The 26,138-nt window shown below is 60.6% G+C and carries 27 protein-coding genes and 2 pseudogenes; 7 read left to right on the forward strand and 22 right to left on the reverse strand.

The genetic code is table 11. The features are described 5' to 3' along the window. The first annotated feature begins 100 nt into the window (after positions 1-100). Positions 101-745, forward strand: a complete 645-nt coding sequence (locus OH764_RS25380; protein WP_020070866.1) for a helix-turn-helix transcriptional regulator — start codon at positions 101-103, stop codon at positions 743-745. 40 nt (positions 746-785) lie between these two features. Here the strand turns inward: OH764_RS25380 and dhaK are convergent, their stop codons facing one another. The 11 genes from dhaK to OH764_RS25435 all read right to left on the reverse strand — a co-directional run bounded on the left by dhaK (position 786) and on the right by OH764_RS25435 (position 10,984). Continuing rightward, positions 786-1,775 (reverse strand): dihydroxyacetone kinase subunit DhaK, encoded by a 990-nt coding sequence (dhaK, locus tag OH764_RS25385; protein ID WP_498848945.1) that lies wholly within the window; start codon positions 1,773-1,775, stop codon positions 786-788. A 2-nt stretch (positions 1,776-1,777) separates the two neighbouring features. Continuing rightward, entirely contained in the window at positions 1,778-2,419 is a 642-nt protein-coding gene (gene dhaL / locus OH764_RS25390) for a dihydroxyacetone kinase family protein (protein WP_498848946.1), read from the reverse strand. Next, a complete protein-coding gene (locus OH764_RS25395; protein WP_498848947.1) occupies positions 2,416-3,453 on the reverse strand; it encodes an ABC transporter ATP-binding protein in 1,038 nt (345 codons plus the stop codon). The genes dhaL and OH764_RS25395 overlap by 4 nt, the downstream gene beginning before the upstream one ends. Then, entirely contained in the window at positions 3,446-4,549 is a 1,104-nt protein-coding gene (locus OH764_RS25400) for an ABC transporter ATP-binding protein (RefSeq protein ID WP_498848948.1), read from the reverse strand. The genes OH764_RS25395 and OH764_RS25400 overlap by 8 nt, the downstream gene beginning before the upstream one ends. Positions 4,550-4,553: 4 nt before the next feature. Continuing rightward, positions 4,554-4,748, reverse strand: coding sequence for a hypothetical protein (locus OH764_RS25405; protein WP_498848949.1), 195 nt, complete (start codon positions 4,746-4,748; stop codon positions 4,554-4,556). Then, positions 4,745-5,698: a carbohydrate ABC transporter permease gene (locus OH764_RS25410; RefSeq protein ID WP_027778467.1), complete on the reverse strand. Its 954-nt coding sequence runs from the start codon at positions 5,696-5,698 to the stop codon at positions 4,745-4,747. The genes OH764_RS25405 and OH764_RS25410 overlap by 4 nt, the downstream gene beginning before the upstream one ends. Beyond that, complete coding sequence (locus OH764_RS25415; RefSeq protein ID WP_027778466.1) at positions 5,695-6,651, reverse strand: carbohydrate ABC transporter permease; 957 nt, start codon at positions 6,649-6,651, stop codon at positions 5,695-5,697. The genes OH764_RS25410 and OH764_RS25415 overlap by 4 nt, the downstream gene beginning before the upstream one ends. 66 nt (positions 6,652-6,717) lie before the next feature. Next, complete coding sequence (locus OH764_RS25420; RefSeq protein WP_498848950.1) at positions 6,718-8,049, reverse strand: ABC transporter substrate-binding protein; 1,332 nt, start codon at positions 8,047-8,049, stop codon at positions 6,718-6,720. A gap of 113 nt (positions 8,050-8,162) precedes the next feature. Continuing rightward, complete coding sequence (locus OH764_RS25425) at positions 8,163-9,182, reverse strand: LacI family DNA-binding transcriptional regulator (protein ID WP_498848951.1); 1,020 nt, start codon at positions 9,180-9,182, stop codon at positions 8,163-8,165. 395 nt (positions 9,183-9,577) lie between these two features. Further along, the gene (locus tag OH764_RS25430) at positions 9,578-10,411 is read right to left on the reverse strand and encodes a class I SAM-dependent methyltransferase (protein WP_498848952.1); all 834 of its coding nucleotides are present in this window, start codon (positions 10,409-10,411) and stop codon (positions 9,578-9,580) included. Positions 10,412-10,549: 138 nt separating this feature from the next. Continuing rightward, complete coding sequence (locus tag OH764_RS25435; RefSeq protein WP_498848953.1) at positions 10,550-10,984, reverse strand: GFA family protein; 435 nt, start codon at positions 10,982-10,984, stop codon at positions 10,550-10,552. 146 nt (positions 10,985-11,130) lie between these two features. On the opposite strand from OH764_RS25435, the gene OH764_RS25440 reads away from it, so the two are divergent. Continuing rightward, on the forward strand, positions 11,131-12,213 hold the full coding sequence (locus OH764_RS25440) for an AraC family transcriptional regulator (RefSeq protein WP_498848954.1): 1,083 nt from the start codon (positions 11,131-11,133) through the stop codon (positions 12,211-12,213). 107 nt (positions 12,214-12,320) lie between these two features. Here OH764_RS25440 and OH764_RS25445 read toward each other — a convergent pair whose 3' ends face one another. Together OH764_RS25445 and OH764_RS25450 are read right to left on the reverse strand one after the other, a co-directional pair. Further along, a complete protein-coding gene (locus OH764_RS25445) occupies positions 12,321-12,896 on the reverse strand; it encodes a DUF308 domain-containing protein (protein ID WP_498848955.1) in 576 nt (191 codons plus the stop codon). 77 nt (positions 12,897-12,973) lie between these two features. Beyond that, positions 12,974-13,588, reverse strand: coding sequence for a hypothetical protein (locus OH764_RS25450; RefSeq protein WP_498848956.1), 615 nt, complete (start codon positions 13,586-13,588; stop codon positions 12,974-12,976). Positions 13,589-13,743: 155 nt separating this feature from the next. Here OH764_RS25450 and OH764_RS25455 point away from each other — a divergent pair, with 155 nt between their 5' ends. Beyond that, complete coding sequence (locus tag OH764_RS25455; RefSeq protein WP_498851290.1) at positions 13,744-15,234, forward strand: HD domain-containing phosphohydrolase; 1,491 nt, start codon at positions 13,744-13,746, stop codon at positions 15,232-15,234. 28 nt (positions 15,235-15,262) lie between these two features. On the opposite strand, the gene OH764_RS25460 is transcribed toward OH764_RS25455, so the two are convergent. From OH764_RS25460 to OH764_RS25490, 7 genes and pseudogenes are all read right to left on the reverse strand, one after another. Beyond that, positions 15,263-15,604, reverse strand: a complete 342-nt coding sequence (locus OH764_RS25460) for a cupin domain-containing protein (protein WP_498848957.1) — start codon at positions 15,602-15,604, stop codon at positions 15,263-15,265. A gap of 152 nt (positions 15,605-15,756) precedes the next feature. Continuing rightward, positions 15,757-16,605 (reverse strand): isocitrate lyase/PEP mutase family protein, encoded by an 849-nt coding sequence (locus OH764_RS25465; RefSeq protein WP_498848958.1) that lies wholly within the window; start codon positions 16,603-16,605, stop codon positions 15,757-15,759. A 129-nt stretch (positions 16,606-16,734) separates the two neighbouring features. Beyond that, positions 16,735-17,160 (reverse strand): OsmC family protein, encoded by a 426-nt coding sequence (locus OH764_RS25470; RefSeq protein ID WP_020070885.1) that lies wholly within the window; start codon positions 17,158-17,160, stop codon positions 16,735-16,737. A gap of 212 nt (positions 17,161-17,372) precedes the next feature. Further along, positions 17,373-17,927: a carboxymuconolactone decarboxylase family protein gene (locus OH764_RS25475; protein WP_498848959.1), complete on the reverse strand. Its 555-nt coding sequence runs from the start codon at positions 17,925-17,927 to the stop codon at positions 17,373-17,375. A gap of 61 nt (positions 17,928-17,988) precedes the next feature. Next, positions 17,989-18,298: pseudogene (locus tag OH764_RS25480) on the reverse strand (aspartate aminotransferase family protein); the annotation flags it as partial. A gap of 71 nt (positions 18,299-18,369) precedes the next feature. Then, a complete protein-coding gene (locus OH764_RS25485; RefSeq protein WP_498848960.1) occupies positions 18,370-19,224 on the reverse strand; it encodes a MurR/RpiR family transcriptional regulator in 855 nt (284 codons plus the stop codon). 773 nt (positions 19,225-19,997) lie between these two features. Next, positions 19,998-20,123, reverse strand: a complete 126-nt coding sequence (locus OH764_RS25490) for a hypothetical protein (protein WP_498848961.1) — start codon at positions 20,121-20,123, stop codon at positions 19,998-20,000. Between the two features lie 83 nt (positions 20,124-20,206). Between OH764_RS25490 and OH764_RS25495 the strand changes: the two genes are divergently transcribed. Both OH764_RS25495 and OH764_RS25500 read left to right on the forward strand, forming a co-directional pair. Next, positions 20,207-21,415 carry a permease gene (locus tag OH764_RS25495; RefSeq protein WP_498848962.1) on the forward strand — a complete coding sequence of 403 codons (1,209 nt, stop codon included), beginning with the start codon at positions 20,207-20,209 and terminating at the stop codon, positions 21,413-21,415. Positions 21,416-21,662: 247 nt separating this feature from the next. Beyond that, positions 21,663-22,010, forward strand: coding sequence for an H-NS histone family protein (locus tag OH764_RS25500; protein WP_498848963.1), 348 nt, complete (start codon positions 21,663-21,665; stop codon positions 22,008-22,010). Between the two features lie 628 nt (positions 22,011-22,638). On the opposite strand, the gene OH764_RS25505 is transcribed toward OH764_RS25500, so the two are convergent. After that, positions 22,639-23,034 carry a DNA-binding transcriptional response regulator gene (locus tag OH764_RS25505; protein ID WP_498848964.1) on the reverse strand — a complete coding sequence of 132 codons (396 nt, stop codon included), beginning with the start codon at positions 23,032-23,034 and terminating at the stop codon, positions 22,639-22,641. 310 nt (positions 23,035-23,344) lie between these two features. Between OH764_RS25505 and OH764_RS25510 the strand changes: the two genes are divergently transcribed. Next, complete coding sequence (locus OH764_RS25510; protein WP_498848965.1) at positions 23,345-23,854, forward strand: hypothetical protein; 510 nt, start codon at positions 23,345-23,347, stop codon at positions 23,852-23,854. Between the two features lie 728 nt (positions 23,855-24,582). Here OH764_RS25510 and OH764_RS25515 read toward each other — a convergent pair. After that, positions 24,583-25,005, reverse strand: a pseudogene (locus tag OH764_RS25515) (TetR/AcrR family transcriptional regulator); the annotation flags it as partial. A 973-nt stretch (positions 25,006-25,978) separates the two neighbouring features. Between OH764_RS25515 and OH764_RS25520 the strand changes: the two are divergent. After that, positions 25,979-26,131: a hypothetical protein gene (locus tag OH764_RS25520; protein ID WP_498848966.1), complete on the forward strand. Its 153-nt coding sequence runs from the start codon at positions 25,979-25,981 to the stop codon at positions 26,129-26,131. Positions 26,132-26,138: the final 7 nt, after the last annotated feature.

The following is a 26,138-nucleotide window of genomic DNA, read 5'->3' on the forward strand; positions in this document are numbered from 1 at the left end:
GGAAGGCACCTGCTCTCTGGAATGATGGGCGCGCCCATCGTGGCAAAATGCGGACTCCGTGCCCGTGCGAATCTTGAGAAAATTGCGAGCAGTCACCCAAATGCGAAAACCTAAGACAACGGCCAGCCGTCGGCTACTTCTCGATCGATACAGCCGCGTTGCTGATGGCATTGCCCTACTGTTCTTTCCATATGTCGAGATCGTCATTCATGACCTCGCTAGCCAGACGGTCGCCTACATCGCCAATAACCTTTCAAAGCGCGAACTGGGCGACGACTCTGCACTGGAAGAAATCGATCACTCAGCGGACTCCGGCACGGTCGGTCCCTACGAGAAAACCAATTGGGACGGACGGCGGATGCGGTGCGTGAGCACCGTCCTGTTCGACGACGCCGGAACTGCTGTTGGCATGATGTGCGTGAACTACAACATCTCGGTGTTCGAAGACGTCAAGAGTGTCATAGATCGCGTGATTTCCGGCGCCGGCGTGGTTAAACAGCCCGAAGAACTATTCAAGGACGACTGGCAGGAACGCATCAACACCTTCCTTCACGCGTGGCTTCAGGAGCGTCAGTTGGCACTCAATTCCCTAACTCGAGATCATCGCCGCGAGATCGTTGAAGCGCTGTGGGCGGAAGGCGCATTCAAAGGTAAAAGCGCGGCCAACTACGTCGCGAATGTACTGGGGATGGGACGCGCTACCGTCTACCAACATATCAGGGACTTACGCGGCGCGGCGGCTTGAAGCGACAACGAAGCGCGTCGGCTCGCGCCGCCGCCCGCTGTTACACGCCCCACCTCAGCGCCGGCGTATGCACCGCGCTGTCCCAGTGCTTCGTCATCTGTTCGTCGAGCATGCAAAGCGTGATTGAAGCGCCAGCCATCTCGAGCGACGTAGTCAGCGCCCCAACCTGCACACGGGCAACTTTCAGATCCCGCTTTTCGAGCCACGCGCGCGTTGAGTTGAACAGCAGGTAAAGCTCGCCAAGCGGCGTGCCGCCAAGGCCGTTCACCATCACCAGCAAGCCCGCCCCCGCAGCCGGCTTGAGGTCGTCGACTATCGCGGTGAGCAACTCCGCTGCGATCGTATCCGCGGACGCAAATTTCGCACGCCGCCTGCCCGGCTCGCCATGTATGCCGACACCGACCTCGATTTCGTCGTCGCCGATCTTGAAGGTCAGCGTGCCGGCTGCCGGTACCGTGCAACTGGAGAACGCAACGCCCATCGAAGCCGTACGTTTGTTGATGCGATCGCCAAACGCCTTGCATTCATCGAGGCTCGCGCCGCTTTCCGCGAGGCTGCCCACCAGCTTCTCGACGATGACCGCGCCCGCGACCCCACGGCGCCCGGTCGTATAGCTGGAGTTTTCCACCGCGACGTCGTCGTTGATCAGCACCATCGCGTTGGGCACCTCGGACATCTCCGAGGCCATTTCGAAGTTCATCAGATCGCCCGAATAGTTCTTTACGATGAACAGCACGCCCGCGCCGGTATCGACGGCCTCGGCGGCAGCCATCATCTGGTCGGGGGTCGGCGACGTGAAAATCTGGCCTGGGCACGCGGCGTCGAGCATGCCGTGGCCGACAAATCCTGAATGCAGCGGTTCGTGCCCAGAACCGCCGCCCGAGATAAGCGCGACCTTCCCCGGCCTCAGGTCCTTGCGCCGCACGAACACCGGTTCGCGATTGAGTACGACCAGATCGCCATGCGCCGCGGCGAATCCCGCCAAGCTCTCGGCGAGAAAATCGTCCACATGATTGATGAATTTTTTCATCGTCATGCTCCTTGTCCGTTGTGTTGCGCGAGCCGCGCGCATACCGAGGCAATCATGATCTGGCTGGAGCGCGCGCCCGGATCGATATGCCCGCGCGAGCGCTCCCCGAGAAACGATGCGCGTCCCTTGGTTGCCAGCATGTCGCGCGTTGCCAGCATGTTTTCCTCGGCGACTCGCGGCAAGGTGTCGAGCACCGTTCGCGCCGCTGCGTTGTCTGTCGCCAACTGCTCGAAGCGCTGCGCGACCGGTATCAAGACGTCCATCATCGTCTTGCTGCCGACGCCGGTCTTGCCTCGTTGCCCAACGGCCTCGACCCCCGCCGCAAAGATGCGAGCGAAGCCAGCCACATCCATTGCATTGTTCGCAGACGCTTTCGCCATCCCGCTAAGTAATGAGAAGAACAATGGACCCGACGACCCGCCCACCGTGGACAGCACCTTGGCCGCCGCTATCTCGAGCGCGGGGCCGAGCGCTTGCGCCGCGATCTCCGCGCGCACCGCAAGGAGCGCCTCCATGCCGCGCAGCAGATTGAAGATGTGATCTCCATCGCCGATCTGCTGGTCGAGCGACGCAATCTCGTCGGTATGCTCCTTCAACGCCGCATACGCGGCGTCGATGCACGCCATGACCGTTTCGCCGTTCATGTCGGGATCCTCCTGCCGTCGGCATGGAAATATAAAAGGCTGCGTGGAGGCAATGACACGCCGACCCGTTGCCCCGGTGAGAAACTGCGCTCGGTGACGGTCGTCGCGACCACGGCGGTTCCGGCGCGATCCAGAATCAGCAGATGACGCAGCGGCGAATATTCGAGCACCGTGAGATCGAGTGCATCCTGTGCGCCGCTCGCGTGACCCTCACCCGGATCGTGCAGCACGATGTCCTCGGGACGAATCCCGACGGTCGCCGTGCCGGCCGGCATGTGAGCCGAGTCGAACAGTGCGGGCGGCAGCAGGTTGATCGGCGGAGAGCCGAGCCGTTGCGCGGCGCTTAGCGAGACCGGATTGCCGTACACCTCGCGCGGCGTGCCGAGTTGCACGAGACGCCCATGATCGAGAATACCGATGCGATCCGCGAGCGTGGTCGCTTCGACCTGATCGTGCGTGACATAGACGATGGTCGCACCGATCGTGCGATGCAGGCGCTTCAGTTCGATGCGCAACTCCTCACGCAGCTTCGCATCGAGCGATGACAACGGCTCGTCCATGAGAAACGCCTTTGGCTGCCGCACGAGCGCGCGCCCAATCGCCACGCGCTGCATCTCGCCACCGGACAAATGTGTGGCCATGTTGTCGAGTTTCGCTTCCATGTGCAGCATTTCGGCGACCGCGTGAACCCGCGCACGCACATCCGCTTCGCTGCTGCGCCGTCTCGGCGAGCGCAGCGGAAACGCCAGGTTGCCGAACACCGTCAGGTGCGGATACAGCGAGTATTGCTGGAAGATAAAAGCGACATCGCGATCGGACGGGTGCACGCCCGTCGCAATCGCCCCGTCGATCAGCACGTCGCCCGCGTCGGGCCGCTCGAGTCCGGCGATCAGACGCAGCGTCGTGGTCTTGCCCGCGCCGCTCGGTCCGAGCAGCACCACGAACTCGCCGTCGGCCACGTCGATCGAGATATCGTCCACCGCCGCAATGTCGCCGAAGCGTTTGGACACGTTGCGCAACTGGATTTCAGCCATGAGCTTCTCCGTGTGCAGGAATCGTGCGAGCGGCGCCCGGCAGCAACCGGCCGCTATGCGCGTCGTACAGCAGCGTGCGGTCCTTGCGAAACGACAAACCGACCGGCGATCCGGCCGGCAAACCATCGTCTTTGCCGACTCGCACCCGCACGACGCCCAATGCGGTTTCGACCACCAGCACCTGATGCGAACCGAGGTATTCATCGGCAATGACCTTGCCGCGCAGCGGGCCGTTCTGATCGATCGTCACATGCTCGGGACGAATGCCCAGCAGCACGCGTTCAGCGCCAGCCTCCGAGCGCGGCACCGGCACTGCTGCTCCGTGCAGCAGGACTTGTTCGCCGCCCGCCTCCACGCCGCCATCCGCCGCGAGGAAATTCATGGGCGGACTGCCGATAAAATTACCGACGAACACAGTCGCCGGAAAGTGATAAATCTCGTGAGGCGGTCCGGCTTGCAGTAACTCGCCTTTGTTCATCACGACAATGTCGTCGGCCATCGCCATCGCTTCGCTTTGATCGTGCGTGACATAAACGGTCGTCGCGCCCAGTGCGTTATGCAGCTTTCGCAACTCGAGACACATCAGCTCGCGGAAATCCGCATCGAGCGTGCCGAGTGGCTCGTCCATCAGAAACGCTTTCGGCTGCCGAACGATCGCCCTGCCCAGCGCCACGCGCTGCCGGTCGCCGCCGGACAGGCCGCCCGTCTTGCGATCGAGAATGTTCTCGATACGCAGCATGTGCGCGGCGGCATCCACACGCGCCGCGATCTCCTTGCGGGACACATGCTCGTTCCTGAGCGGAAAAGCGATGTTGTTGCGCACGGTCATATGCGGATAAAGCGCGAACATCTGGAACACAAATGCGATGTCGCGTTGACGTGCACGCAATTGCGTCACGTCGTCACCGTCTATCAGGATCTGGCCAGAGGTGGGCAACTCCAGGCCCGCTATCATGCGCAGCGTCGTCGTTTTGCCGCAGCCCGACGGACCCAGCAACACGACGAAGCGCCCCGCGCCAATAGTCAAACTGGTGTCGCGCACAGCGACAAAGTCGTCGAAGCGCTTGTGAAGGTTGGCAAGAACGATCGTCGACATGGCGTCAGTCCGGGAAATGACTGGTCACGACAAATGCCAGGGCACCCACCAGGATCACGGGAAACGACCACGTGAACAGTGTCAGCGAAAACGGCTGAACCAGCATTGCCATGCCGAGACCGATCAGTGCGGTCGACACTGCCTCGCTGTAGCCGCGGCGCAAATAATGTTTTTGTGGCAAAACGGACTCTCGTTTCATTTGCGCACCGCTCCGAAGGTGATGCCGCGCAGCAGATGCTTGCGCAACACGACAGTGAAGATGAGAATAGGCACCACGAAAAGCGTCGTCGCAGCCGCGACGGCCGGCCAGTCCTGACCGCCCTCGCCAATAATGAACGGAATGAACGGCGGCATGGTTTGGGCATCGCCGCTCGTGAGCAGCGACGCGAACGCGTACTCGTTCCACGCGAAAATCAGGCAAAAAATCGCGGTCGCGGCAATGCCCGTAATGGCCTGCGGCAGCACGACCTTAACGAACGCCTGAAGCCGCGTGTAGCCGTCCACGAGCGCGGCCTCTTCGTACTCGCGGGGAATCTCGTCCATGAAGCCCTTCAGAAGCCAGACCGCCAGCGATACATTGACCGCTGTATAGAGCACGATCATGCCGACGTAGCTGTCGCTCAGACCGAGCGCCCGATACATCAGGTAAATCGGAATGGCGACCGCGATCGGCGGCATCATGCGCGTCGACAGAATGAAAAACAGCAGGTCGTCGGCAAGCGGCACCTTGAAACGGGAGAATGCATAGGCCGCCAATGTGCCGAGAAATACCGCGAGAAAGGTCGAGCCAAAACCGATCACCAGCGAATTGACGAAGCGCGGCAGTACTTTGGACGGGCCGGCAATCACCATGTTTCGCTTGCGTACGTCGCGCTCATACCATGTCTGCGCGGGCGGAAGACTCGCAATGAATTCCGGCGTTTGCCGCGAACGGATCGTGAACAGATTCACATAGCCTTCCATCGAAGGTTGAAACAACACGACAGGTGGATAGGCAATGGCATCTTCCTGCGTCTTGAAGCTGGTCAGGCAAATCCACAGAATCGGCAAGATTGCGATCAATGCGTAAGTGATGACGATCGCAGCGGCAAAGCGTTTGCCGCGTGGCGAAGAAGCCACCACCGAATGTTGAGCGGTAGTCGGTCTCATCGCTGTTTCACCCGGTTGAGCGCCTTGACGTAAATATTCGCCGCACCGAATACCGTCACGAACAGAATGATTGCCAGTGCGGATGAGTAGCCTGTCTGCCATTTCTCGAAAGCAGCGCGCTTCAGTGTGATCGATACGGTTTCGGTCACCGAACCGGGTCCGCCCGAAGTCAGCAGGTTCACCATGTCGAACATCTTGAAGTTCTCGATGCCGCGAAACAGCACGGCGAGCATCAGGAACGGCAGCGTCATCGGCAACGTGATCGACCAGAACTGCCGCCACGGCGTTGCGCGATCCACCTCGGCGGCTTCATAGATATAGTCGGGAATCGAGCGCAGGCCCGCGAGACAGATAAGCATCACGTACGGTGTCCACATCCACGTATCGACCATCACGATGGTCCACGGCGCGAGCGACACGTCGCCGATCATTTGAAACGAGCCCGGCGCAATGCCGGTGAAGAAGCCGACAATATCGTTGAACAGCCCCGTTTGCGGTTGCAGCAGAAACGTCCAGAAGTTTCCGACCACTGCCGGCGACAGCATCATCGGCAGCAGGATCAGCGTGGTCCAGAAGCTGTGGCCGCGGAACTGCCGGTTGATGAGCAATGCGAGGCCGAAACCCAATAGCACTTCGAGGCCAACCGACCAGAACACGAAGCGCGCCGTTACCTGCATTGCGTACCAGATGTCTTCGTCCGTGAGAATGTCGACGTAGTTGTCGATTCCGACAAATCGCGCCGGCACGCTCGGCATGTTCGATTTGAAGTTCGTGAACGACAGACGCAATGCCCAGATCAACGGAAAGATGTTGATCGCGAGCAGCAGCAGAATTGTTGGAAGAATGAACAGCCACGCAATGGTTCTGTCCGACAATCCAGTCAGACGCGTATGCGCGCGCGCCGCCGCCGGCGACTTCATCCCCGCCGACGAAAAAGGCTTGTTTGCCAGCATCGCTAGCTCCTTTAAAGGCATCGGCGGCATCCGTGAAGGCGCCGCCGGTCCCGTCCTCGATACGCGCTAGTTCTTGCCTTCCGCCTTGAAGACCTTGTTCCAGTCTTTGACGAGCAAGTCCAGCGCTTCCTTGGCCGTGCCCTTGTCGGCCACCACGTAGTCATGCACCCGCTTTTGCATGTCAAGCAGGAGTTCCGCGTAAGTGGGCTCAGCCCAGAAGTCTTTGACGATCGACATCGACTTCAGGAACGCCGGCGCAAAGGGTGCGCTCTTAGGAAAGTCGGGCGCATCGACCACTGATTTCGCCGCCGAATAGCCCCCAACCTGCCACCACTTCTTCTGAACGTCTGGCTGCGCGAACCACTTGATGTACTCGAGCGCATCGTCTTTATGATCCGAATAAGCGACGACCGAAATGCCCTGTCCTCCAAGCTGCGTGTACTGCTTCGTTTCGCGCGGGTTGACGAAGAAACCGATCTTGTCGCCGCCCACATTCGGGTCTTTGTAGAGTCCGGGGAAGAATGCAAACCAGTTCATTTGCATGGCCACCTGGCCGGACTTGAAGGCGTCCAGCCCTTCCTGCATGTACGCGTTGGTCATGCCCGGCGCCGTGCAGCACTTGTAAAGCGCCTTGTAGTACTCCAGTCCCTTGACCGCGCCGGGTGAGTTGACGAAGCCGTCGAGGCGATACGGCTTCTTGGGGTCCTGATACTCGAAGCCGAAGTTGTAAAGCGCGTTGGTCACGCCCATTGTGATGCCTTCAGAACCGCGCTCCGTGAAGATATAGACTCCGTAGACCGTCTTGCCGTCTATCTTGCGGCCCTGAAAGAACTCCGCGGTTTGCTTGAGTTCGTCCAGTGTGGTGGGCGGTTCGAGTTCGCGTTTATATTTTTGCTTGAATTCGGCACGCAGTTCAGGGCGAGCGAACCAGTCCTTTCGGTACGTCCAGCCCACTGCGTCTGCCATGGCCGGCAACGCCCAGTAGTTAGGCGTGTTCTTCGGCCACTCCGCGTAACCCACCACAGTTGCAGGCACGAAGTCGTCCATCGAAATCTTGTTCTTCGCAAAGAAATCGTTGAGCTTCACATAGTGACCGTTGACTGCCGCGCCGCCAATCCATTGGCTGTCGCCGATGATCAGGTCACATAGTTTGCCATGCGAATTAAGTTCGTTGATGAAGCGATCCGCGTAACTCGTCCACGGCACGAACTCGAACTTCATTTTAATGCCGGTTTTCGTGGTGAAATCTTTCGACAATTCGACGAGTGCATTGGCCGGATCCCATGCTGCCCAGCATAGCGTCAACTGCTTGTCCTGTGCCTGCGCGCCCGGTGCCATGCCGAGTCCCAACGCAATGATGCCCGCCGCTATTACCCTTGCTGACGTAAGACGTAACATTTGTCTTCTCCTTGTCTTTCCCGGGTCTCCAACCTGCTGTGGAACAGCGCCCATGCGCCGGGTGCTGTATTTGAGCTCAGCGGATTCGGACTGCAATCCGCGTGTCGCGAGCTTCAGGCATGCGCATTCTCACGAAGATAGATTCTGGTTTCCGGCGTTGGAATGGCGAGCGCGCCACGCACGTCGTTAAGACAATTGATCGCAACGAGACCCGACCAGTGGACGATGCCGCGCACGTCCTGATCGAGGATCACGTCGATAGCACGTTCTGATAACTGCGTGCGAGTCGCCGCGGTGCATTGATGGCCGATCAGCACGAGGCGAGCCTTGTCGCCAGACTCCTGCAATGCTTTTGCAATGCCCGAAATGCCGCCACCCGTTGCATAAACGCCGACCAGATCCGGGTGACGCGCAATGAGACCTTGCGCGGCGAGGCCCGCGCCGTCGTCGTCTTCGGTGAAGTCCGGTTCGGCGATCCAGCGCAGATTGCGGAAGTCTTCTTCGAGCACTTGTGAAAACCCGGTGCGCCGTTCGAGTTGATCGTGCAGGCGCGATGAACCCGACAGGACCGCCACCGTGCCGAGGCGCGCACCGAGAAAGCGGCCCATTAACGCACCCGCCATGCGTCCTGCGATCCGGTTATCCACGCCGACATATGCTGCGCGGCGACTGGCGGGCAAATCAGAGAACACCGTGACAACGGGCACGCCTGCATCGCTCGTGTCTTCGATAAGACGTTCGACCGCTGGGTAGTCGAGCGGAACGAGTACCAACGCGTCGTAGTCGATGACCTGCTGCGTGAAAGCAATGGTGTCGCGATGAGATGAAAAGTCGCACCGGTAGAACGACGGAATGATCCGATGCTCGCGAAAGAAGCTTGCGGACAGTGCGATGTCACGCTCGACGTGATCGAGAAAGCGCGAATTGACTTGAGGGAGAACGAAGGCGACGCGATAGGAATTGATCTTGGCGGGACGACCACGACTCGCGCGGTCGTCCCGCAGCGCCGAGAGTGCCAGATGCACGCGCTCTGCCGTTTCGGGACGCACGGCCTGGTCGTCGCGCAATACACGATCGACCGTGGCAACGCTCACGCCCGCGCGACGCGCAATCATCATACGTGTAGCCGGCATGTGTCCCCTCCGCTGCCGAGCCCGAACTGCTTTGTTTAATCAAGGTAGTTTTTCCCGCGCAAAATGCAAGTTTTTTTGCAGCAGTAAACGCATCATTTTTGACAGTACCAATGCGTTGCGTGTGCGCATGGGTGTCATGCGTAACGTGCGTAGTATGACGAAATGAATTGCTTTACCGCGCACGAAGGCGCGGTAAAGCAGCAGATTGCAATGAAGCGGCAGTCAAGCCGAAAGACCCAACACTCTCAGCACGAATCGAAGACCGAAAAAGCACGCAGACGAGCACAGTGGCAACGCAATCATCACCGAACCGTGCCGGAGACCGATCAGGCAAGCGATCGACCAGAGGCGCGAGGCGGATCCGAGCAGGACGGCGACCCTGCGCTCGACGCCGTTCATGATCGTTCCACCACCACTTCGAGGTACTCGCTAGGCAGCACGAGCGTCGCGTCACCGGACCGATTTCGGCTCTTTATCAAGGTCATCAGATCGCCCAGAAGCGCCGCTTGCCGCTCGCCGTCGAGTGCGCCAAATGCCTTGTTCACCGGTCCATAAAACGTGCGGAACACTTCCACGAAATGCTCCGGGGAGCGGTAACGGAACGTGAAATGGCGGCTGTTCGCGACGATGTTCCGGGTCTTGCCTTCGAACAGTGTTTCCAGCCGCGCCTTCGTGCCCCACAGCGCAGGCGATGCCACGCCCACGGGTGGCGGAATGTGCACGCCGATTGTCTTGAACACTTGTCCGATGAAGCTATCCGGTGTCCAGTTCGCGAGGCCGATGCGGCCGCCCGGCTTGCACACACGAGCCAGTTCAGCCGCTGCCTTCGCCTGGTCCGGAGCGAACATCACACCGAACGTCGACATCACGATGTCGAACGAGGCGTCCGGGAACGGCAGCGCTTCCGCGTCCGCTACCTGAAACTTGACGGCAAGACCTTCTGCTTGTGCGCGGGCACGACCGGCGTCCAGCAGTGAGGCGACATAGTCAGTGGAAGTGACATCGCACCAGCGGCGCGCGGCCGCCAACGTGGCATTGCCATTGCCTGCTGCAACGTCGAGGACGCTCGAACCGGCGCGCAGGTCTAGCGCTTCGCACAGAGTTTCTCCGACGATCTGCAGCGTCGTGCCGACGACAGCATAATTTCCGGTCGACCACGCGGCCTGTTGACGAACCTTGATGGCAGCGAAGTCTGCGACGGGCGAAAAAGAAGAATCGACTGCGGACATAAACGACTCCTGAGAACCAAGGGCAGCGGTGAGTCAATGCTCGGAGTAGCTGCCATTCAGATGACGCCGCGAACTTGCACTGCGAAAAGGCCCGCGCGACGATCGGGCGAATCGAAACTGAACCGGGAGATGCAATGACTATTCGGCGACGCTGATACCCGAGCCACCCATTTCACCCGGCAGATCTCTCTGCTTGGGCAGGCCGTCTTTCATTCGAAGGCGCGACTCCGTGTAGTGAACGTGCACACCCGCGTCATATGGGAAGTCGGCGATGACCGCGGCGTACACGTCGATCAGTTCGAGTCCGGGATGTTCGGTAAAGAGATGTCCACCACATGACTTGCACCACTTGCGATAGCTATGCGGCGTCTTGTTGTAAGTGCCGATATCATCAGCGCCGCGAGTAACGTTCAGCGCCTCTGGCTTCCACAGCGTGAATGCATTGACGGGCGCCGCCGACCAGCTACGGCACGACTCACAATGGCAATAACCCATGCCCGCGGGCTCGCCGGTTACCGTGAATTGCACTGCACCGCAAAAGCATTGACCGCGATAAGTCTCTGGATAACTCATGTCGTTCTCCTGATGGTGTAAGTCGACGCTCTACCGTTCGTTGTTGCGGATTCGCGTGAGTGCTAGTATCGGGACGCAAGCCATATCGGTGAATGACCGGTCGTCCAGATGTTTTGCGCAGGACGCCGAAACTGATGGACAACTCCATGGATGCTCTTTCCGACGTACTTCGCCTCGTGCATCTAAGTGGAGCGGTGTATCTAAGCGCAGACTTCACTGCACCCTGGTGTGTTTTCGGCGAGGCGACCCGGGAGTTGTGCGTGTCGTTTCTGCCGCGCGCGGAGCGCATCGTCTCCTATCACCTCATTACCGAAGGAAGCTGTCGCGCACGACTCGTCGACGACCCCTCCTCCGCTATCTGCGTCGATGCCGGAGAACTTCTCGTGGTACCGCAGGGTGAAGCGCATCTAATGGGCAGTTCGCTCGAACTCGAACCGGCGCCCTCCCACCAGATGCTCTCGCAGTATCTGGAAACTACGCCGGGCGACGTAATCAGGTTGAGTTTCGGTGGGGGCGGAGCGAAAACGCGGCTCATTTGCGGCTTCCTCGCCTGCGACGACACGCTGACCAATCCGGTGCTGTCGGCATTGCCCCGTATGTTCAAGATCGACATGCGCAACGACGCGAGATCCGCGTGGCTGGAGTCATCGTTGAAACTCGCGGCTGTAGAGGCAGCAGAATGGCGCGTAGGCAGCGCGATCGTGCTCGGACGTTTGTCCGAACTGCTTTTCGTGGAGGCGGTACGGCGTTGTGTCGATGCGCTGCCTGCGGACCGCAAGGGATGGCTGGCCGGCGTCAGCGATCGTTTCGTGGGACGATCGCTCGCGTTGATGCACGCGCAACCGGCGTATGGTTGGACGGTCGATGAACTCGCCCGCAAAGCGGGCCTCTCACGTTCGGCGCTTGCACAGCGCTTTACTCAATTGCTTGGCCAGCCACCGATGCAATATCTGGCGCGCTGGCGTCTGCAAATCGCGGCACAGGCGTTACGTGACGGAGCGCAGTCGCTTACGGCTATCGCGGAGCGGGTCGGCTATGAGTCGGAGGCGGCGTTCAATCGCGCATTCAAGCGGGAATTCGGCCTACCGCCCGCCAGTTGGCGACGCAGCCACTTGACGACGGACGGCCACGATTCGATGTCCGACTCGGCCGACGCAAGTTTTCTCTCAGGCGAATGTTCGCCCGACGTCGGCGGCAAGGCCGGCGTCAGCCGAATCTCACCTCTATAAAGCGGCTCTGGGCGCGGCGGAAAAAGATCATACGGCCAAATTCGAACGGCTCATGAAGCACATGCAGAGCGAGTGGCGTCGTGAGAATGGCCAGTTCTCTCCGCCGTTCAAGCGACCTTGCGGCGCAACCGGCGTGCATAGAGCCACACCGCGGAAACCAGATAATAGATTGCGCCCACCGCGGCGTATCCCGCTATGCGTGTGATAGCCGGAGGCATCGCCACACCGGCTTGCACGATGAAGTAAGCACCTGCCAGCGCCGATTGTGCGCCGCTCAGAACCATCGCCCATTGCGCCGAAGAGCGCTTCCAGCGGCGCAGCGCAGTTCCGAGTTGCAAGAGCCCTGACAGTATCGCCCACGCTCCGAAGACGCCAAGCACCCAACTCATACTGGTTCTCAACGCCAGAATTACTGCAATCGCCGTGATGACACTGATGACAATGTTGATTGCCTGCGTGCGGCTTTCCGCCATTCCGCCGCTGCGCGACATGTCAAAGTAATTGGCCAGCGCGTCCCATGCGGGATAGACGAAAAGCAGAGCTGCGGTCGCCTCCGGCGAGCGTTGCCCGACCGAAAAAGCAAGCGCGACCCAAACCGCTGAAAACGCGGTCCGCATAAAGTAGTAACGCGTTAGCCAGTGTTCTTCTCGAACGCTATTGGCATTCATGGGATGTTCATTCATTGCAATTCCTTTTCTGATCTCCGCTACCGTGGCGCCTCGTCAGCGGCTTTCATAGATAACGCTCGTGACGGTCCAACTCACATCGGGGGTGTCACCCCGTCCTTCTCCACGACGATCTGCAGCCCTTTGTAGGCGGCACCTGCGCCGTGGCTCGCCACGACGAACACCCGCTTGCCCGAGGTCAGTTCGTCGCGTGTAGCGGGAATGAGCGTGACGACCGGTGCGTTCGCGGGCACCGTAACGGTGTTGTTGCCGCCCTTGTACGAAAGCTTGAGGTCGCGACCGCTGGTGCCCTGCACGACCGTATCGACGTTCGCGTTCGTCATCGAGCTATTCGCGCCCAGGTCCCATGCATAGTGACCTTCCGCAGTTCCGCGCGCGGCCTCGGGAAATACGAGGACTTCCTTCGCCACGAGCTTGCCGTCAGCGCCCGGCATTGCGGCGGCTCCTACGTAAGTACCGGGTTTGATATCCGAAAGCTGTACGGCTTTCACCGCATTCAGGCCGGTTGAATCGTCTACTGCAATGCTGACCGTTTCGCCGCTGCGCCGGTGTACCTGCAGCGTGCCGGCTGAATACGACTGGATGGTGCCCCTGATCCGTTCGGGCTTGTCCGCCGAGGGTTGAGCGAACGAGGCGTTAGCGAGCGTGAGGGCAATCGCCGAAGCGACGAGTTGAAGTCGGAAGGACATGAACACTCCGTGTGTAGTCGAGTCTGATCGGTGGTAACAATCGCATGACAGCATCGCATTTCGCGCTCATCGGCGGCATCGGTCAGATGACCGACCCTTCCTCAAAACGCGGGATCGCATATAGTTACCAGTCGTTCCCAAAAGTGATTGTTCACATGACCCCAACGATCGACGACGATATTAGTCACACGCCGCTGCGCGTATTCGATTCGGTAAAGGCGCTCGCCTTCATCGGCGATCTGAGCATGGGCCAGCCAACCGACCATTCGCTGCGCACAGGATGGCTCGCGGCGCGCATTGCCGAAGCCGCGGGCATCGACGCGACGGCATGCAACACCGTCCGCGAGGCGTCGATGCTGCGCTGGTCAGGCTGCACGGCGAACGCCGCGGGCTTCGCCGACGTTTTCGGCGACGACATCACAAGCCGCGTCGCGATGCTCGAAGGTCGCGTCGACTGGATCGAGCCGCTCGAGGCGCTAGGCGGCGTCGCCGCCGTGCTCACGCCGCTCGCGCAAATTCACTGTGAGGTCTCGGGTGAAATCGCGCGCATGCTGGGCCTCGCACCCGCAACCGAAACTGCGTTGCGGCACATCTTCGAAACATGGGACGGCAACGGGCTCCCCGCGCGTCTGGAGGGAGCGGCGGTGCCGGTTTCGGTGTACGTAATCGCGCTCGCCGGCGATCTGGAGGTCTTCGCCCGCACGTATGGTATGGAACGGGCACTCGGGCTGCTTGCACAACGCGCCGACACCCGCTATCCGGCGCGGCTCGTCGATACGGCCGCGCGCCATGCGCCCTCCTGGCTGACGGAACTGGATCAGCTGTCCCCTGCCGATCTCGACGCCGCGTTGACGACGTCGCGAATGCAACAGGCGACGTCGCCCGAATTGATCGCCGACGTGATCGACCTGAAGCTGCCGTGGATGACCGGCTTCTCGCGCGCAGTGGCCGCGACGGCAGCGGCTGGCTGTGCGCGGCTCACGCCGGACGAAGCGGCACACCGGCGCGTCTATCGCGCGGGTTTGATTCACGGTATTGGCCGCGCGGCGGTTCCAAACAATGTCTGGAACATGGCGAGAGGCCTGCCGCCGAGCGCCTGGGAAAAGATACGCCTCGTCCCTTACTGGACCTGGCGCGCGGGCCAGCAGGCCGGGGCGCTCGGCGAAGCGGCCGAACTTGCATCGCATGCGTACGAACGCCTAGACGGTTCCGGCTACTTTCGTGCGGCGCGCGATGCGGCGTTATCGCTCGAGGCGCGGATACTGGCGGCGTCGGTGGTGTGGGTCGCGTTGCGCTCGGCGCGTCCGTGGCGTGCGGCATTCCCTGCCGACGCAGCGGCGAAGCAGTTGCGTGACGAAGCGGCAAGCGGCCGGCTGGATGGCCGCGCGGTGGAGGCAGTGCTGGGTGACGGCGCGGCCGTCGCCAGACGTGCCACCAGCGGCACGCCTCAAGGCGCACGACTCTCTGCCCGCGAGATCGACGTGCTCCGCGCCATTTCGCGAGGCGCGAGCAACAAGGAAGTCGCGCAGGAATTGGCACTCAGCCCGAGCACGGTGCGCACGCATGTGGAGAGCGTGTTTCGCAAGCTCGAATGTTCAACGCGCGCGGTAGCCACGCTCAGGGCATCGGCAATGGGCTTGCTGTGATCGCTCAACTCGTGCAGCGGCTCGACGCTCAACCTGGAGCCGCGGCTAGCACGATGTCGGGGGCGCCTCCCGCCTGAACCATGATGTAGACGACATCTTCTTCCGTCTCGTTCTTCACGTGATGAACGACACCCGGATCGACATTGAAGAAATCACGCACTTTTGTACTCTTGACCAGGCCGTCGATTTTCGTCTCCACAGTCAGCACTCCGCTGACTACGAGAAAGCGGTCACTGACGTTGCTGTGGTGATGCCATTGCGTCTCGCCGCCCGCGCGGACAGTCGTTTTAGCGACGGTGCAGCCGTTCTCCCGTAGCAAGGTTTCATATGCGACGTTGCTATTGGCAAGAGGAATGTCCTTATCGTCCATCCTGATGATTCCGTGAAGAGTTAGAAGAGAATGCGAGCGCGGCGGCAACGGCAAAAGGATCTCATGTCTGCAATCGCGGCGGTACCGGTCAAACGACCGATAACTTCCGCATTGCCGTTGCGCTGACTGTCGATCAGGGACAGCAGCCCTTTCTAGCCCGGCGTCGGCCACTTTTCTTCGGCCTTGGCGAAAAGCTGGTTGAGTTCGTTGCCACTCGCCGCGTCTTTTGTGTAACCGAAGGTGCCGTGATCGCGTATCTCATGCGCGGCGCGCAGGAACGCGCCAAGGGCCGCGCGCGCCAGCGAACCGCCGACACTCACGCGCCGCACGCCCATCGCGCGCAATTCGTCGACGCTGAGCAGTACGCCCTGCAGGCCCATCAACACGTTGACGGGACGTTCCAGCGCGCCGACCACGGCGGCGATTTCCTCGCGCGTCTTGAGGCCGGGCGCGTACAACACGTCGGCGCCGGCGTCCTGGTAGGTCTGCAACCGGCGAATCGTGTCGTCGAGATCCGGACGGCCAGCGAGGTAATTCTCCGCGCGCGCGGTCAGCGTGAAAGGAAACGGCTGTGCGCGGGCCGCTTCGACGGCGGCGCGCACGCGCTCGACAGCGGCCTCGAATGGGTAGATCGGTTCGTCGGCGCGACCGGTCGCGTCTTCGATCGAGCCGCCTACCACGCCTGCCCGAGCCGCCTGGCGGATGGTTTCCGCGCAGTCTTCCGGCGCATCGCCGAAACCGTTCTCCAGATCGGCGCTGACCGGCAAATCGGTCGCGGCCACGACTTCAGCGAGGTGAACCATCATCTGCGCGCGGCCCACGGCGTTATCCGGCAAGCCGCGCGAAAACGCGTAGCCGGCGCTGCTGGTCGCGAGCGCCTTGAAGCCGGCCAGCGCGAGAAGCCGCGCCGAGCCGATGTCCCACGGGTTTGGAATAACGAACGCGTCCTGCGCTGCATGCAGCGCCCTGAATTGCGCTGCTTTTTCGGCTTGGGTTGTCATCGCGATGCCATTGGAGAGGCGCCGCGCCGGCGCAAGATGCCGGCACTGCGGCGTGGGTTGCGCGGAAGTTTCGATGCGCGGCGAACAATGCAGGGCAGCATTGCGCGCCGCCGGTTGCCGATGCCTGGCTCAGGTTTCGAGCTTCGCGTCCATTGTGATGGTGGCGTTCAGTACCTTCGACACGGGACAACCCGCCTTGGCGTCCGCGGTGGCTTTGTCGAACGCAGCCTTGTCGCCGCCAGGAATTTTCACCGCTACGTCCAGATGCACGGCGGTGATCGTGAAGCCGCCGCCGTCTTTGTCGAGCGTGACCGTTGCAGTGGTGCCGATGCGTTCCGGCGAGATGCCCGCCTTGCCCAATTCCGCCGAGAGCGCCATCGAAAAGCAGCCCGCGTGCGCAGCCGCGATCAGTTCTTCGGGATTCGTGCCGATGCCGTCCGCGAAACGCGTGGAAAACGAATATTGAGTCTCCTTGAGGACGCCGCTGTCGGTAGAAATGGAGCCCTTGCCGTCCTGCAGACCGCCTTGCCAGACTGCTGATGCCTTGCGCTTCATCGTTCTCTCCTGTTGTGCCCTGCTTCACGCGCCGCACGACTGATCGCAATGCCCGCCGCAACGGTCCCGCCCGGATGTTCCGCGGCTTTGGCATCGGTCGCGAGTGCGGCGCTGCGTGACAGGCGCGGACGTGGACCGACCTTCATGATAGGCGCTTCCGTGTGCCAATGCCGTGACGGTGACATACGCCGCCGCGCCGCGGCCGTTGCAGGCTACTCGGTGAACGGCAGGCTGTGCTGGCCGATGGCGCGCATACCGAACACGTTGAGCGTCATCGCGACGAGCGCGTAGTAGCCGAGCAGCCCGACGAGGTTGATCACCACCGTGTGCCCGAAACGCTCGACCGCCTTTGCATAGGTCGCGTCCGACACGCGCCTGGTGTCGTACAACTCGCTCGCGAAGTCGTGAATCAGCGCGTCGTCCGGGTTCGCGAAATCGGGCCGCCGGCCGGTGCGGATCGCCTCGGCGTCCGCTTCGTCAACGCCTGCTTCGAGCGCGATCGGATAGTGGATGTACCACTCCGCCTGCGCCTGCCAGCGAGCCGCCGTCACGAGAATGGCGAACTCCGAAAGGCGCAGCGGCAGGCCGGTGCGATAGCGGCAGAACGCGCCGAGACGCTGCGCGTGCTGCGCGAGTTCAGGGCTGTGAATCCAGCCGAGAAACGGTCCGTTCAGATTGCCGCGCGGACCGGACAAAATCTCGTCGAGAACGGCCTTCTGTTCGGGCGTGGCAGCGCCGACATCGAAAAAGGGCAAACGCTCGGTCATCGTCGGTCTCGCAAGTTGACGGGAATGGCTGAGATGGTCAACGGCAGGCAGCCGCATGCGCTTACGGCGCGGCCCGAGCAGCGGCTAACGTAGTGGCCGACGCGGCGACCAAAGCAGCACCGATCGCATCGGCCAGCCGGCTGACGATCTCGTCGATATCGCTCGCGGTGCAGATAAACGGCGGCGCGAGCAACACATGATCGCCGATCTTGCCGTCTACCGTGCCGCCCATCGGATAGACCATCAAGCCGCGCGATCGCCTCGCGCCGGATTGCGGCATGCACTTTCAGGCCCGCGTCGAAAGGCGTCTTGCTGCCCCGCTCCCGAACCAGTTCGACGCCGACGAAGAGTCCGCGGCCACGCACATCGCCCTGCGGCGCAACACCATTTGTTGTACAACGGTGCGTAACCGCACCACTGGCGATTTCACAAAGGGTTCACATCAAGGCACGTACACGCCTTTCGCATGCAGCGACTGCTCGGCGATGCTCAACTGTTCGACGGCGTCCGCGCCTTCCAGTGCCAGAAGATGCGCCACGAGTGATTCTGCGATCGCCGTGGCTGCGACTAGCGATGGAAAGAAAGATGGGCTCTCGTGCGCGAAGATCAGCACTTTGTCCGCGTTCAGCGCAATCGGCGAAACGGCGCTGTCGGTAATGGCAATGAGCTTGCTGCCTTTTTCGAGCGCGGCTCCCGCGACGCGCGCGGCTTCGACCGAGTACGGTGCGAAGCTGATGACAATGGTGGCGCTATCGCGCTCCACCGTGCGAAGTTGCATTTCGAGCGTGCCGGCCTCGCCGTTGAGCAGCGACACCGACGAGCGGAAAAACCGGTAGCCGTACACGAGCCCGAACGCGACCGGATAGCATGAACGGAAACCGGCCACATGAACGTGCGGCGCGCGCCGCAGCAAGCGCGCTGCCTCTACTATCACGCGGCCGTTGTGTGCCGCGGTGACTTCGAGGTTGTGTTGCTGTGCGACGAGAAGATCGTTGGCCAGCGCGTCCTTCGATTTGACAAGCGAGCGAGCGCGGCTCGTGAGCGGTTCGGGCCGGGTGCGCACGCGTGCGACGAACAGATTGCGCAGTTCGTTCCAGCCGGGAAAGCCGAGTTGCTGTGACAGGCGCACGAGCGACGCCGGTTGTACTTGCGCACGCTCGGCGACCTTGCGCATCGACGAGACCGCGACCTCGTCCGGATGGTCAAGCAGGAAGGCCGCGCCCATCTGGAATTGCGGACTCAGTTCGGAAAAGCGCGCCCGGATCAGGGCCGCGAGCTGGTCGAAACTGTCTGGCATGCGATGGCCCGGAACGGAGTTGAGAAAGTGGTATGCGTGACAACAAATGTTACCACCAGGGTGGGCCCGTTTTTTTTGTGGTGCTTGATTGGTGGCTCGCAATCAATACCTGTGCTGTCGCAATTCAACTTGTCCCAGCAAAACTTCGCAAATCAAAGTGGCCTAGAGCTCGCCAGACCAGACCAAGCTTCGAAATTCAAGCTGGCCTGAGAGCCGTAACACGTTGATTCAAGCACGCCTGGCGAGCGGACAGAGACGCACCAAACATGTACCAAACTACGCCGCGCGGCTGTTGCAATATTTACAAGCGAGAGCACCATCACCGAAACGGAAAGTCGGCCAACGCCAACCGCCGTGCAATCAATAGGTTAGCGGAAGCGCTTGAAAAAAACTGGCTTGGGAGAAAGCAGTTGCAAACGATCTCTGGCCTGCTCGAAAAACCTATACCTGCTGTGGGGGGACATGCGATAGAAGAGAGAGAAATTCGTCCCTACTCTTCCGGCCCGTCCTGGAAGCCGTTCGCCGCGTCCGGGGCTATGCCAAGCATGCGAAGCGTGTCTTCTATGACGTCGACCTCCGCTGCATGCGCTCCATAGAGCCAACCGGAAGGTCCTCTGGCATCATCTTCCCTTGCGCCTTCCGAATGGTGTCGACGGTCACGCAGAATGCGAAGGCCGCCAGATAATCGTTGTCATCCACGTCTTCTCTCGGTCAATAGATACAACAGGCTAAATATCGACCGAATTTCATCTTTCTTGATGGCACTGGAACGTCTACTCGAAAAGATTCGGCAATCCCCGCTCTCGGGCAATATCCGCCTTCCTGACAGACGGCATCCGGGCGTCCTCCAGTGCGCCGTACTTCAATGCGACCATGTCGGTGTTGGTTTTCGAAGACATCTGCGGAGCCGACGGCATGAACATCACGGCATTTTTTTCTATAACCGGGCGCCGTTGGTATAGATGTCTACCAGGAGATTGCGATGCAGATTGTCACTGCCTTGGGTCACGCGCTGTGGATGGCCTTCACGATGTTGTGGCAGATTTTCTGGGGATTGAGTCTCGGCTTCCTGCTCTCTGCCGTGATCGAAGTTGTTGTCTCGAAGTCTGAGATGTCGAAGCTTCTGCCTGACGCGTCGCCTCGCTCGCTTACGGTCGCCAGCCTCCTCGGTGCCGCGTCCTCATCATGTTCTTATGCGGCCGTCGCGATGGCCCGCTCCATTGTGCGTAAAGGAGGCGACTTCACCTCCGCGATGGCGTTCCAGTTTGCAGCCACGAATCTAGTGCTCGAACTTGGCGTGCTGATGTGGGTGTTGATTTCCTGGCAGTTCGCCGCTGCTGAATTCATCGGCGGCCCGATCATGATTATCGTGCTAGTGCTGCTCTTCCGTTTCTTTCTCAGGCAGTCGCTTAAGAAGGAAGCTATCGAGCAGGCAGATAAGGGCATCGCGGGCAGTATGGAGGGGCATGCGGCCATGTCGATGGGCGAACAGCACGGCACCTGGAAGGAACGGCTTTCATCGAGAGACGGGTGGATAGCAATCAGCCATGGTTACGTGATGAACTGGGCGATGCTGTGGCGCGACATCGGGATAGGGTTGCTGATCGCTGGCGCACTCGGCGCCTGGGTGCCGGACAGCTTCTGGCAGAAATTCTTCTTTGTCAGTCATCCGACGGTGGCAATGATTTGGGGCGCATTTGTCGGTCCCTTTATTGCGGTTGCGTCGTTCACCTGCTCCGTTGGAAATGTGCCGCTCGCTGCAGTGCTGTGGAATGGCGGTATCAGCTTCGGCGGTGTCGCCTCCTTCATCTTTGGCGACCTCATCATCCTTCCTATTCTCAACATCTACCGGAAATACTACGGCGGCCGGATGACGGTGTTCCTCGCTGTGACCTTCTATCTTGCGATGGTCTCAGCGGCCCTCATGGTCGAAGCACTGTTCCAGTCACTCGGATGGGTCCCGACGGAACGGCATACAGCAGTCGTGAACGCAGCGATTACCTTCAACTACACCACCGTGCTGGACATCGTTTTCGGCGTCGTATTCATCGCTCTCGGCATTGTCTTTTTCAGAACCGGCGGTCCCCGCATGATGAGCATGATGGAGCAAGGCGAGCACGAACACGGCGCTCATGTGCATCACGCCGCTCATGACAACGCGCATCACCATCATCACGACCCGTCCAACTGATTTCACTGCAAGTGAGCCTCAGTATGAAAAGCTTACTTTTCTCAACGCAATGTCTGTCTGTGCTCGCTTGGCTCTCTATTACAAACGAAGTCACTTCAAGCGGTCGCTATGTTGTCGTGCTGGTGACACCGCTGTCCTCTGTCCGTATCGCTCGACCGTATCACGTGCCGGCATCTAAACCGCCTATACTTGCGAACCATCCGCCGAAATCAATCGACGGGAATATCGGCAAGAGGGTCCGGAACATATGGCATATCAGGGTATTGAAATCGCTCAACTGCGCGCACAACAAGAAGCATTGAACGAGCAACTGGCCGAAGCCAGGGAACGAGAGACCCTCCTCGTGTTGAACGAAATCGTGCAAAAGATGGGTGAGTATGGCATCACCGTCTCCGAGCTGACGGGGCGCAAGGTAGGCGTTCAAGCAAATGAGCTGGAAGCTAAGTACCGCGACCCCGTAAGCGGCTCGACGTGGAGTGGCCGTGGGCGAGCACCCGCATGGATTGCAGGCAAGGACCGCAATCAGTTCCTAACGGACAAGAGAGCCGCTTCTCACGCCAGGGCGCAGGGCGTGCTGTTTTCTGATGGGCATTGAACAAGTCAAGTCACGTTGCTCTACCCTCTCGTCTGAGTTGCAGCCTCGCGATATGCCAACGTCTTACGTCGCTGACGTGGGGACGGTGGCTGAGCACGCAATGGAACTCGAGGCGCGGACAATATCGAGTTGCGCTTCAGATATTGCGCGATTGGGTGCAGCCAGTACGCGCCGCGTTGTCGCTTCGCAACCTGTAGTGCACTGACTGGCCGCCCACGCCGCGAGGCCGTCAAGCGGACGGTGTCTCAGCAGGCAACGCCGTCGGACTCTGTCATTTCTTGCCGAGCCCCCATCGGCGGTCAAGCCGGGATTTCGCGTAAGACACGGCGTATTCGCACGCGGCTTTTTCCGTAGGAAAGCGTTTCAGCGGCCCATAGGCGCGCTGTTTGCCGACGCTAGTGGTTACGATGGCAATCGCGGCATAACCGCTCCCTGATAGGGACGCCACGGGCACTATGGTTGCGCCCGCGTACTCGACCGGCTTTGCGTGCATGGCTAGGTACCTCCCAGGTCTGCAAGGCTAGCAATGGGTGACGGCGAATGATGTGCGCATCCTCACAGACTCCTCCGGCACTCACCAGCGAATTCGCCTTAACGACAACAAAGCGCACACGATCACGCGCACACTTCAGCTTGATCCCATGTTGATGTCGCTGTCCGAACCCAAATTCTGTCTCTCTATTGTCAGTTGCGAAACCAGCGATAGCAACTGCTGAAAATCCACCGGCTTTTGAACATAGGCCTCGAGAAGGGACGCGTGGTGGTCAGTCGGCTGCGGGCCGTCGGAAAGCCGAATGACTGGAAAGCCTTCGCCCGGCTGCGCGTGTCGTTGCAACTTGCAAAGGGCGATTGGGTCTAGCGTCTTCGAGTCAGTGACAACGATGTCTGGAAGTCTTCCCGACACCATTTCCAACGCCTCCAGGCAATCGAGCGCCGTCATGATGTGATGACCCTCAGCCTCCAGGGAAAGCCGCAGAATCTCAATCAGATCAGGCTCTTTGCCTACCAGCAATATTCTGCTCATGGACTTCCCCGCATAACTACTTTGCCGTGCGCATGGGCCGTGCCCGGCGCGCGCCGTATGCGAGAGCTTGTCTGAAGCTTCAGTGACTGCGTCTCGCCCCCGCGGCGCGCGCCACCGATATGCGTAAGCCAGCTAGCGAGGCCCCAGGCTTCTTGGCTCGTCGGGAGGACAGCGGGACTCAGTCCTTCAACTAGAGCAAGGCGTCGCAATTGGCCGACGATGACGCGCAAGGATAAGATGCTGCGGGACGAAGCGTTGCGCCGAAAAGGCTGACTTATTCTGAAGCGGGTGCGGCGAATGGAGATATTTGATGGACGACCGATTTGACAGACGAGAACTGCTACTGCACCTCGGAGACATGCTCGAAGCTCTGAGCTGCCTAAGCCGGGCCGGTATGACCGACACGCCAGTGGTGCAGCTTGCGGCGGAACTGCATTTGTTCCGGGATTTCGGGTTCCTGCGAACGCTTGCGCCGGAGATGACGGTGGCCGATTTCAGCGCACGCGTCGCCGGTGCGTTCTTCCTCTGGCCAAAGGAACTGCTCGATACCGAGCTTAACCGCAAAGCTCTTGCGTCGACCGTTCAGCACGAGCTCTTTGACGGGAACCCCGACGGCTGGAACGCTTATGTCGGCCACCTCCAGAAAAAGGTGGCATGGTTTGGGGAGGGGCTCGCCGGCAAAGCGGATGACGCGGCGGACGCACGATTGCATGACGCGGCGGGGACGATACCTCCGGTCGCGGCCGCGCCGTCCGACGAGCAGAATGCGGCTCAGGCCCGAAGGGGTTGGCCCTGGCCCGACCCGAAGACAACGCGTTGACCCGCTGCCGTTGTGGCATTCCAGGCTACTGGCCGCCTTGCTTTGGGGTGTTCCGCGGCATATTGACGTCGCTGTTCGCGCCACTACGCGTACCCATGTTGAGACCATTAGTCTTGCTGTGAGTGGAACGACCTGTCGACGGACCACTGCGCGCCTCATTGGCGCCAGTGCCCTTGACATCAGGAGAGCTGTCCGTGCTCCCGTTCGGGGCCTTTGTCAAACCGGCGCCGGCTCCGGGCGTTGCCGTACCGCCAGCAGGCCGGCCGGTTTGTGCGTACGCTGCGACCGACAGCGTAACCGCGAGGACTGAAGCGCAAAAAGTCTTAACAATGTAGTTCATGATGCCCCCGGGAAGAAAACGTCTCGTGCAAGCGTCTGCCGTGCACACGACGCCAGGCGCATAGTTCGTGCCTTATTCCGCTGATTGTTGCGGTCACGCAAGCGTCCGCCGTCTTCGGAGCCTCTACGCTAAAGGTCTGTTCAAGTGGCAGGCCGATGTAACTGAGCACGAGCCGGTCGCAATGTCAGGGACGAGGGGTCTCAATTGGAACAGGCGTGGGATTGTCGACGGTGATTGCGCAATGCGGCGCTACTTTTGCCGTTAGCTCGTACTGTCAGAAGTACCGGTTTCTGAGCAATGGCAAATATTCTGGACCATCATCGCAGACTGCGATGTGCCAGATAAAGTCGCTTGCTAACGCATGCGGAAAACAGTCAGGTATGCGGTGTCAGCTACCTGGTTTTGACTTGAGCGACAGAATGTCCACCGGTCGCTTCGCACTTTGCTGCCAGTCAGGAGCAGAAGCGACATTCGACACCTCTACCAGCGCGCGCGCCAAATCAAGCGCTCCGAGGTCTGCCCGGACGTCTCCACTTTCGACCGCGCGTGACACGAGCGTCTGGGTTGCCGCCTTGATTTGTTTACCGGAATACTCAAACAACTCGGTCGTCGCCCCATCGTCGATCGAGTTAAGCGCCGGCGCAATTGGCGACTCCTGAGTAAGCCGTCGCTCCTCTTCCGCCAGGCTTTCGACCTCGGCGCGCTAGACACTCTCGAGCAATGTCTCGCGGGTTGGGAAGTGGCGATAGAGCGTTCCGGGGCCTACGCCAGCCTGCCGCGCAACCTCCGCGAGGCTAATGTCACCTCCTTCTGATCGCAGTCGGTTTCGGGAAATAGCTCTCCGCTCGGTGACGTCGACGGACTCAACCAGGACGCACTAGAAAAATTAGCAGCCGCCCGCGCTCAAGATGCATCCGTCAATGCTGTCCGGCGTTCAGCAGCATCCAGATCCGTCTCGTCGGCGGACCAGCGAGGATTCGCGCAAACACACCCCGACAACGAAGGCATGTGTAGTGTTCCTCGGCTCGCGCATCTTTAACGGCGCCCGCACCGTTGAGCGTCAGGTCTTGATGCGGGGGCTCGGTCGCCGGCATCCCGTAGAGGTCGGCGCACCGTGCACAGGGTTGAATCCAAAGGTCCATTTGTCAGTTGTCGATGATTTGCGAGGAGTCGCGCGGGCCGCCCATGCTCGTTGCAAAGGCTGTTTTCGCCTTGAGAAGGCGAAACTGCACACCCGCAAGCTTACTCGGGGGCCGAGGCTCCCGGCTTGATGACGGTTCTCTTGCGACGGTTTCTCAGCGACGCTTAGGCGAGCCGCCACTTCGCTTACGGCGGATGACAAACGCGCCAAACGCTGCCGCGATGAGGACGAGCACCGTTAGTGCGGTTGTCAACCCTGTCGCACTCCGGGGTTCGCGGGCGCCACTGGCAACCGCAGTGGCCGCCGGCGACGAGGCCTGACTGGCGACAGGTTGCGGAAGCGCTACGCCGGCCGCACTGCCTTGACGCACGAGCGATGCCTCGGACGTCGGCGACGCCTGCGACGCAGGCAAAGGTTCTGCGTCGGACGTGAGAGCGCCTGCATTCGATGCTGGTCCGACAGGAGCGAAATCGGTTGACGAAGCGATCGCCGGAGCAACCGCGGCGTTCGCCGAAATGGAACGGGCCATCGCTTTCCATTGCGCGAACACTGTGTCGATGCATTGGACGTCGGTGCAAGCATTGCGCATTTGGCGCCATTGCGCGAGTTGCCCGGATGATAGCTTTCCGCTGCCGAGCAGCGCTTGCTGCTGAGCGGCGATATCGTCGTATTCGTTATTCAGAATGGCGTGGTCGCATATGACGCGCTCTGCCGGCTGCCGGGTTGCAGCGCATTGGATGTCACTCGCCCACGCACGCGTGGAACCGAGGGCTGCCATGAGCAGCAGCAGGCCTGAATACTTT

The organism is Burkholderia sp. M6-3 (genome assembly GCF_050858985.1).
Lineage (GTDB): Bacteria > Pseudomonadota > Gammaproteobacteria > Burkholderiales > Burkholderiaceae > Paraburkholderia > Paraburkholderia caledonica.

What these genes read in the sequence shown, in the direction of transcription:
- OH764_RS25380 (WP_020070866.1), top strand. Translation starts at nt 101, where the DNA reads ATGCGAAAACCTAAGACAACGGCCAGCCGTCGGCTACTTCTCGATCGA.
- dhaK (WP_498848945.1), bottom strand. Translation starts at nt 1,775, where the DNA reads ATGAAAAAATTCATCAATCATGTGGACGATTTTCTCGCCGAGAGCTTG.
- dhaL (WP_498848946.1), bottom strand. Translation starts at nt 2,419, where the DNA reads ATGAACGGCGAAACGGTCATGGCGTGCATCGACGCCGCGTATGCGGCG.
- OH764_RS25395 (WP_498848947.1), bottom strand. Translation starts at nt 3,453, where the DNA reads ATGGCTGAAATCCAGTTGCGCAACGTGTCCAAACGCTTCGGCGACATT.
- OH764_RS25400 (WP_498848948.1), bottom strand. Translation starts at nt 4,549, where the DNA reads ATGTCGACGATCGTTCTTGCCAACCTTCACAAGCGCTTCGACGACTTT.
- OH764_RS25405 (WP_498848949.1), bottom strand. Translation starts at nt 4,748, where the DNA reads ATGAAACGAGAGTCCGTTTTGCCACAAAAACATTATTTGCGCCGCGGC.
- OH764_RS25410 (WP_027778467.1), bottom strand. Translation starts at nt 5,698, where the DNA reads ATGAGACCGACTACCGCTCAACATTCGGTGGTGGCTTCTTCGCCACGC.
- OH764_RS25415 (WP_027778466.1), bottom strand. Translation starts at nt 6,651, where the DNA reads ATGCTGGCAAACAAGCCTTTTTCGTCGGCGGGGATGAAGTCGCCGGCG.
- OH764_RS25420 (WP_498848950.1), bottom strand. Translation starts at nt 8,049, where the DNA reads ATGTTACGTCTTACGTCAGCAAGGGTAATAGCGGCGGGCATCATTGCG.
- OH764_RS25425 (WP_498848951.1), bottom strand. Translation starts at nt 9,182, where the DNA reads ATGCCGGCTACACGTATGATGATTGCGCGTCGCGCGGGCGTGAGCGTT.
- OH764_RS25430 (WP_498848952.1), bottom strand. Translation starts at nt 10,411, where the DNA reads ATGTCCGCAGTCGATTCTTCTTTTTCGCCCGTCGCAGACTTCGCTGCC.
- OH764_RS25435 (WP_498848953.1), bottom strand. Translation starts at nt 10,984, where the DNA reads ATGAGTTATCCAGAGACTTATCGCGGTCAATGCTTTTGCGGTGCAGTG.
- OH764_RS25440 (WP_498848954.1), top strand. Translation starts at nt 11,131, where the DNA reads ATGGATGCTCTTTCCGACGTACTTCGCCTCGTGCATCTAAGTGGAGCG.
- OH764_RS25445 (WP_498848955.1), bottom strand. Translation starts at nt 12,896, where the DNA reads ATGAATGAACATCCCATGAATGCCAATAGCGTTCGAGAAGAACACTGG.
- OH764_RS25450 (WP_498848956.1), bottom strand. Translation starts at nt 13,588, where the DNA reads ATGTCCTTCCGACTTCAACTCGTCGCTTCGGCGATTGCCCTCACGCTC.
- OH764_RS25455 (WP_498851290.1), top strand. Translation starts at nt 13,744, where the DNA reads ATGACCCCAACGATCGACGACGATATTAGTCACACGCCGCTGCGCGTA.
- OH764_RS25460 (WP_498848957.1), bottom strand. Translation starts at nt 15,604, where the DNA reads ATGGACGATAAGGACATTCCTCTTGCCAATAGCAACGTCGCATATGAA.
- OH764_RS25465 (WP_498848958.1), bottom strand. Translation starts at nt 16,605, where the DNA reads ATGACAACCCAAGCCGAAAAAGCAGCGCAATTCAGGGCGCTGCATGCA.
- OH764_RS25470 (WP_020070885.1), bottom strand. Translation starts at nt 17,160, where the DNA reads ATGAAGCGCAAGGCATCAGCAGTCTGGCAAGGCGGTCTGCAGGACGGC.
- OH764_RS25475 (WP_498848959.1), bottom strand. Translation starts at nt 17,927, where the DNA reads ATGACCGAGCGTTTGCCCTTTTTCGATGTCGGCGCTGCCACGCCCGAA.
- OH764_RS25485 (WP_498848960.1), bottom strand. Translation starts at nt 19,224, where the DNA reads ATGCCAGACAGTTTCGACCAGCTCGCGGCCCTGATCCGGGCGCGCTTT.
- OH764_RS25490 (WP_498848961.1), bottom strand. Translation starts at nt 20,123, where the DNA reads ATGTCTTCGAAAACCAACACCGACATGGTCGCATTGAAGTACGGCGCA.
- OH764_RS25495 (WP_498848962.1), top strand. Translation starts at nt 20,207, where the DNA reads ATGCAGATTGTCACTGCCTTGGGTCACGCGCTGTGGATGGCCTTCACG.
- OH764_RS25500 (WP_498848963.1), top strand. Translation starts at nt 21,663, where the DNA reads ATGGCATATCAGGGTATTGAAATCGCTCAACTGCGCGCACAACAAGAA.
- OH764_RS25505 (WP_498848964.1), bottom strand. Translation starts at nt 23,034, where the DNA reads ATGAGCAGAATATTGCTGGTAGGCAAAGAGCCTGATCTGATTGAGATT.
- OH764_RS25510 (WP_498848965.1), top strand. Translation starts at nt 23,345, where the DNA reads ATGGACGACCGATTTGACAGACGAGAACTGCTACTGCACCTCGGAGAC.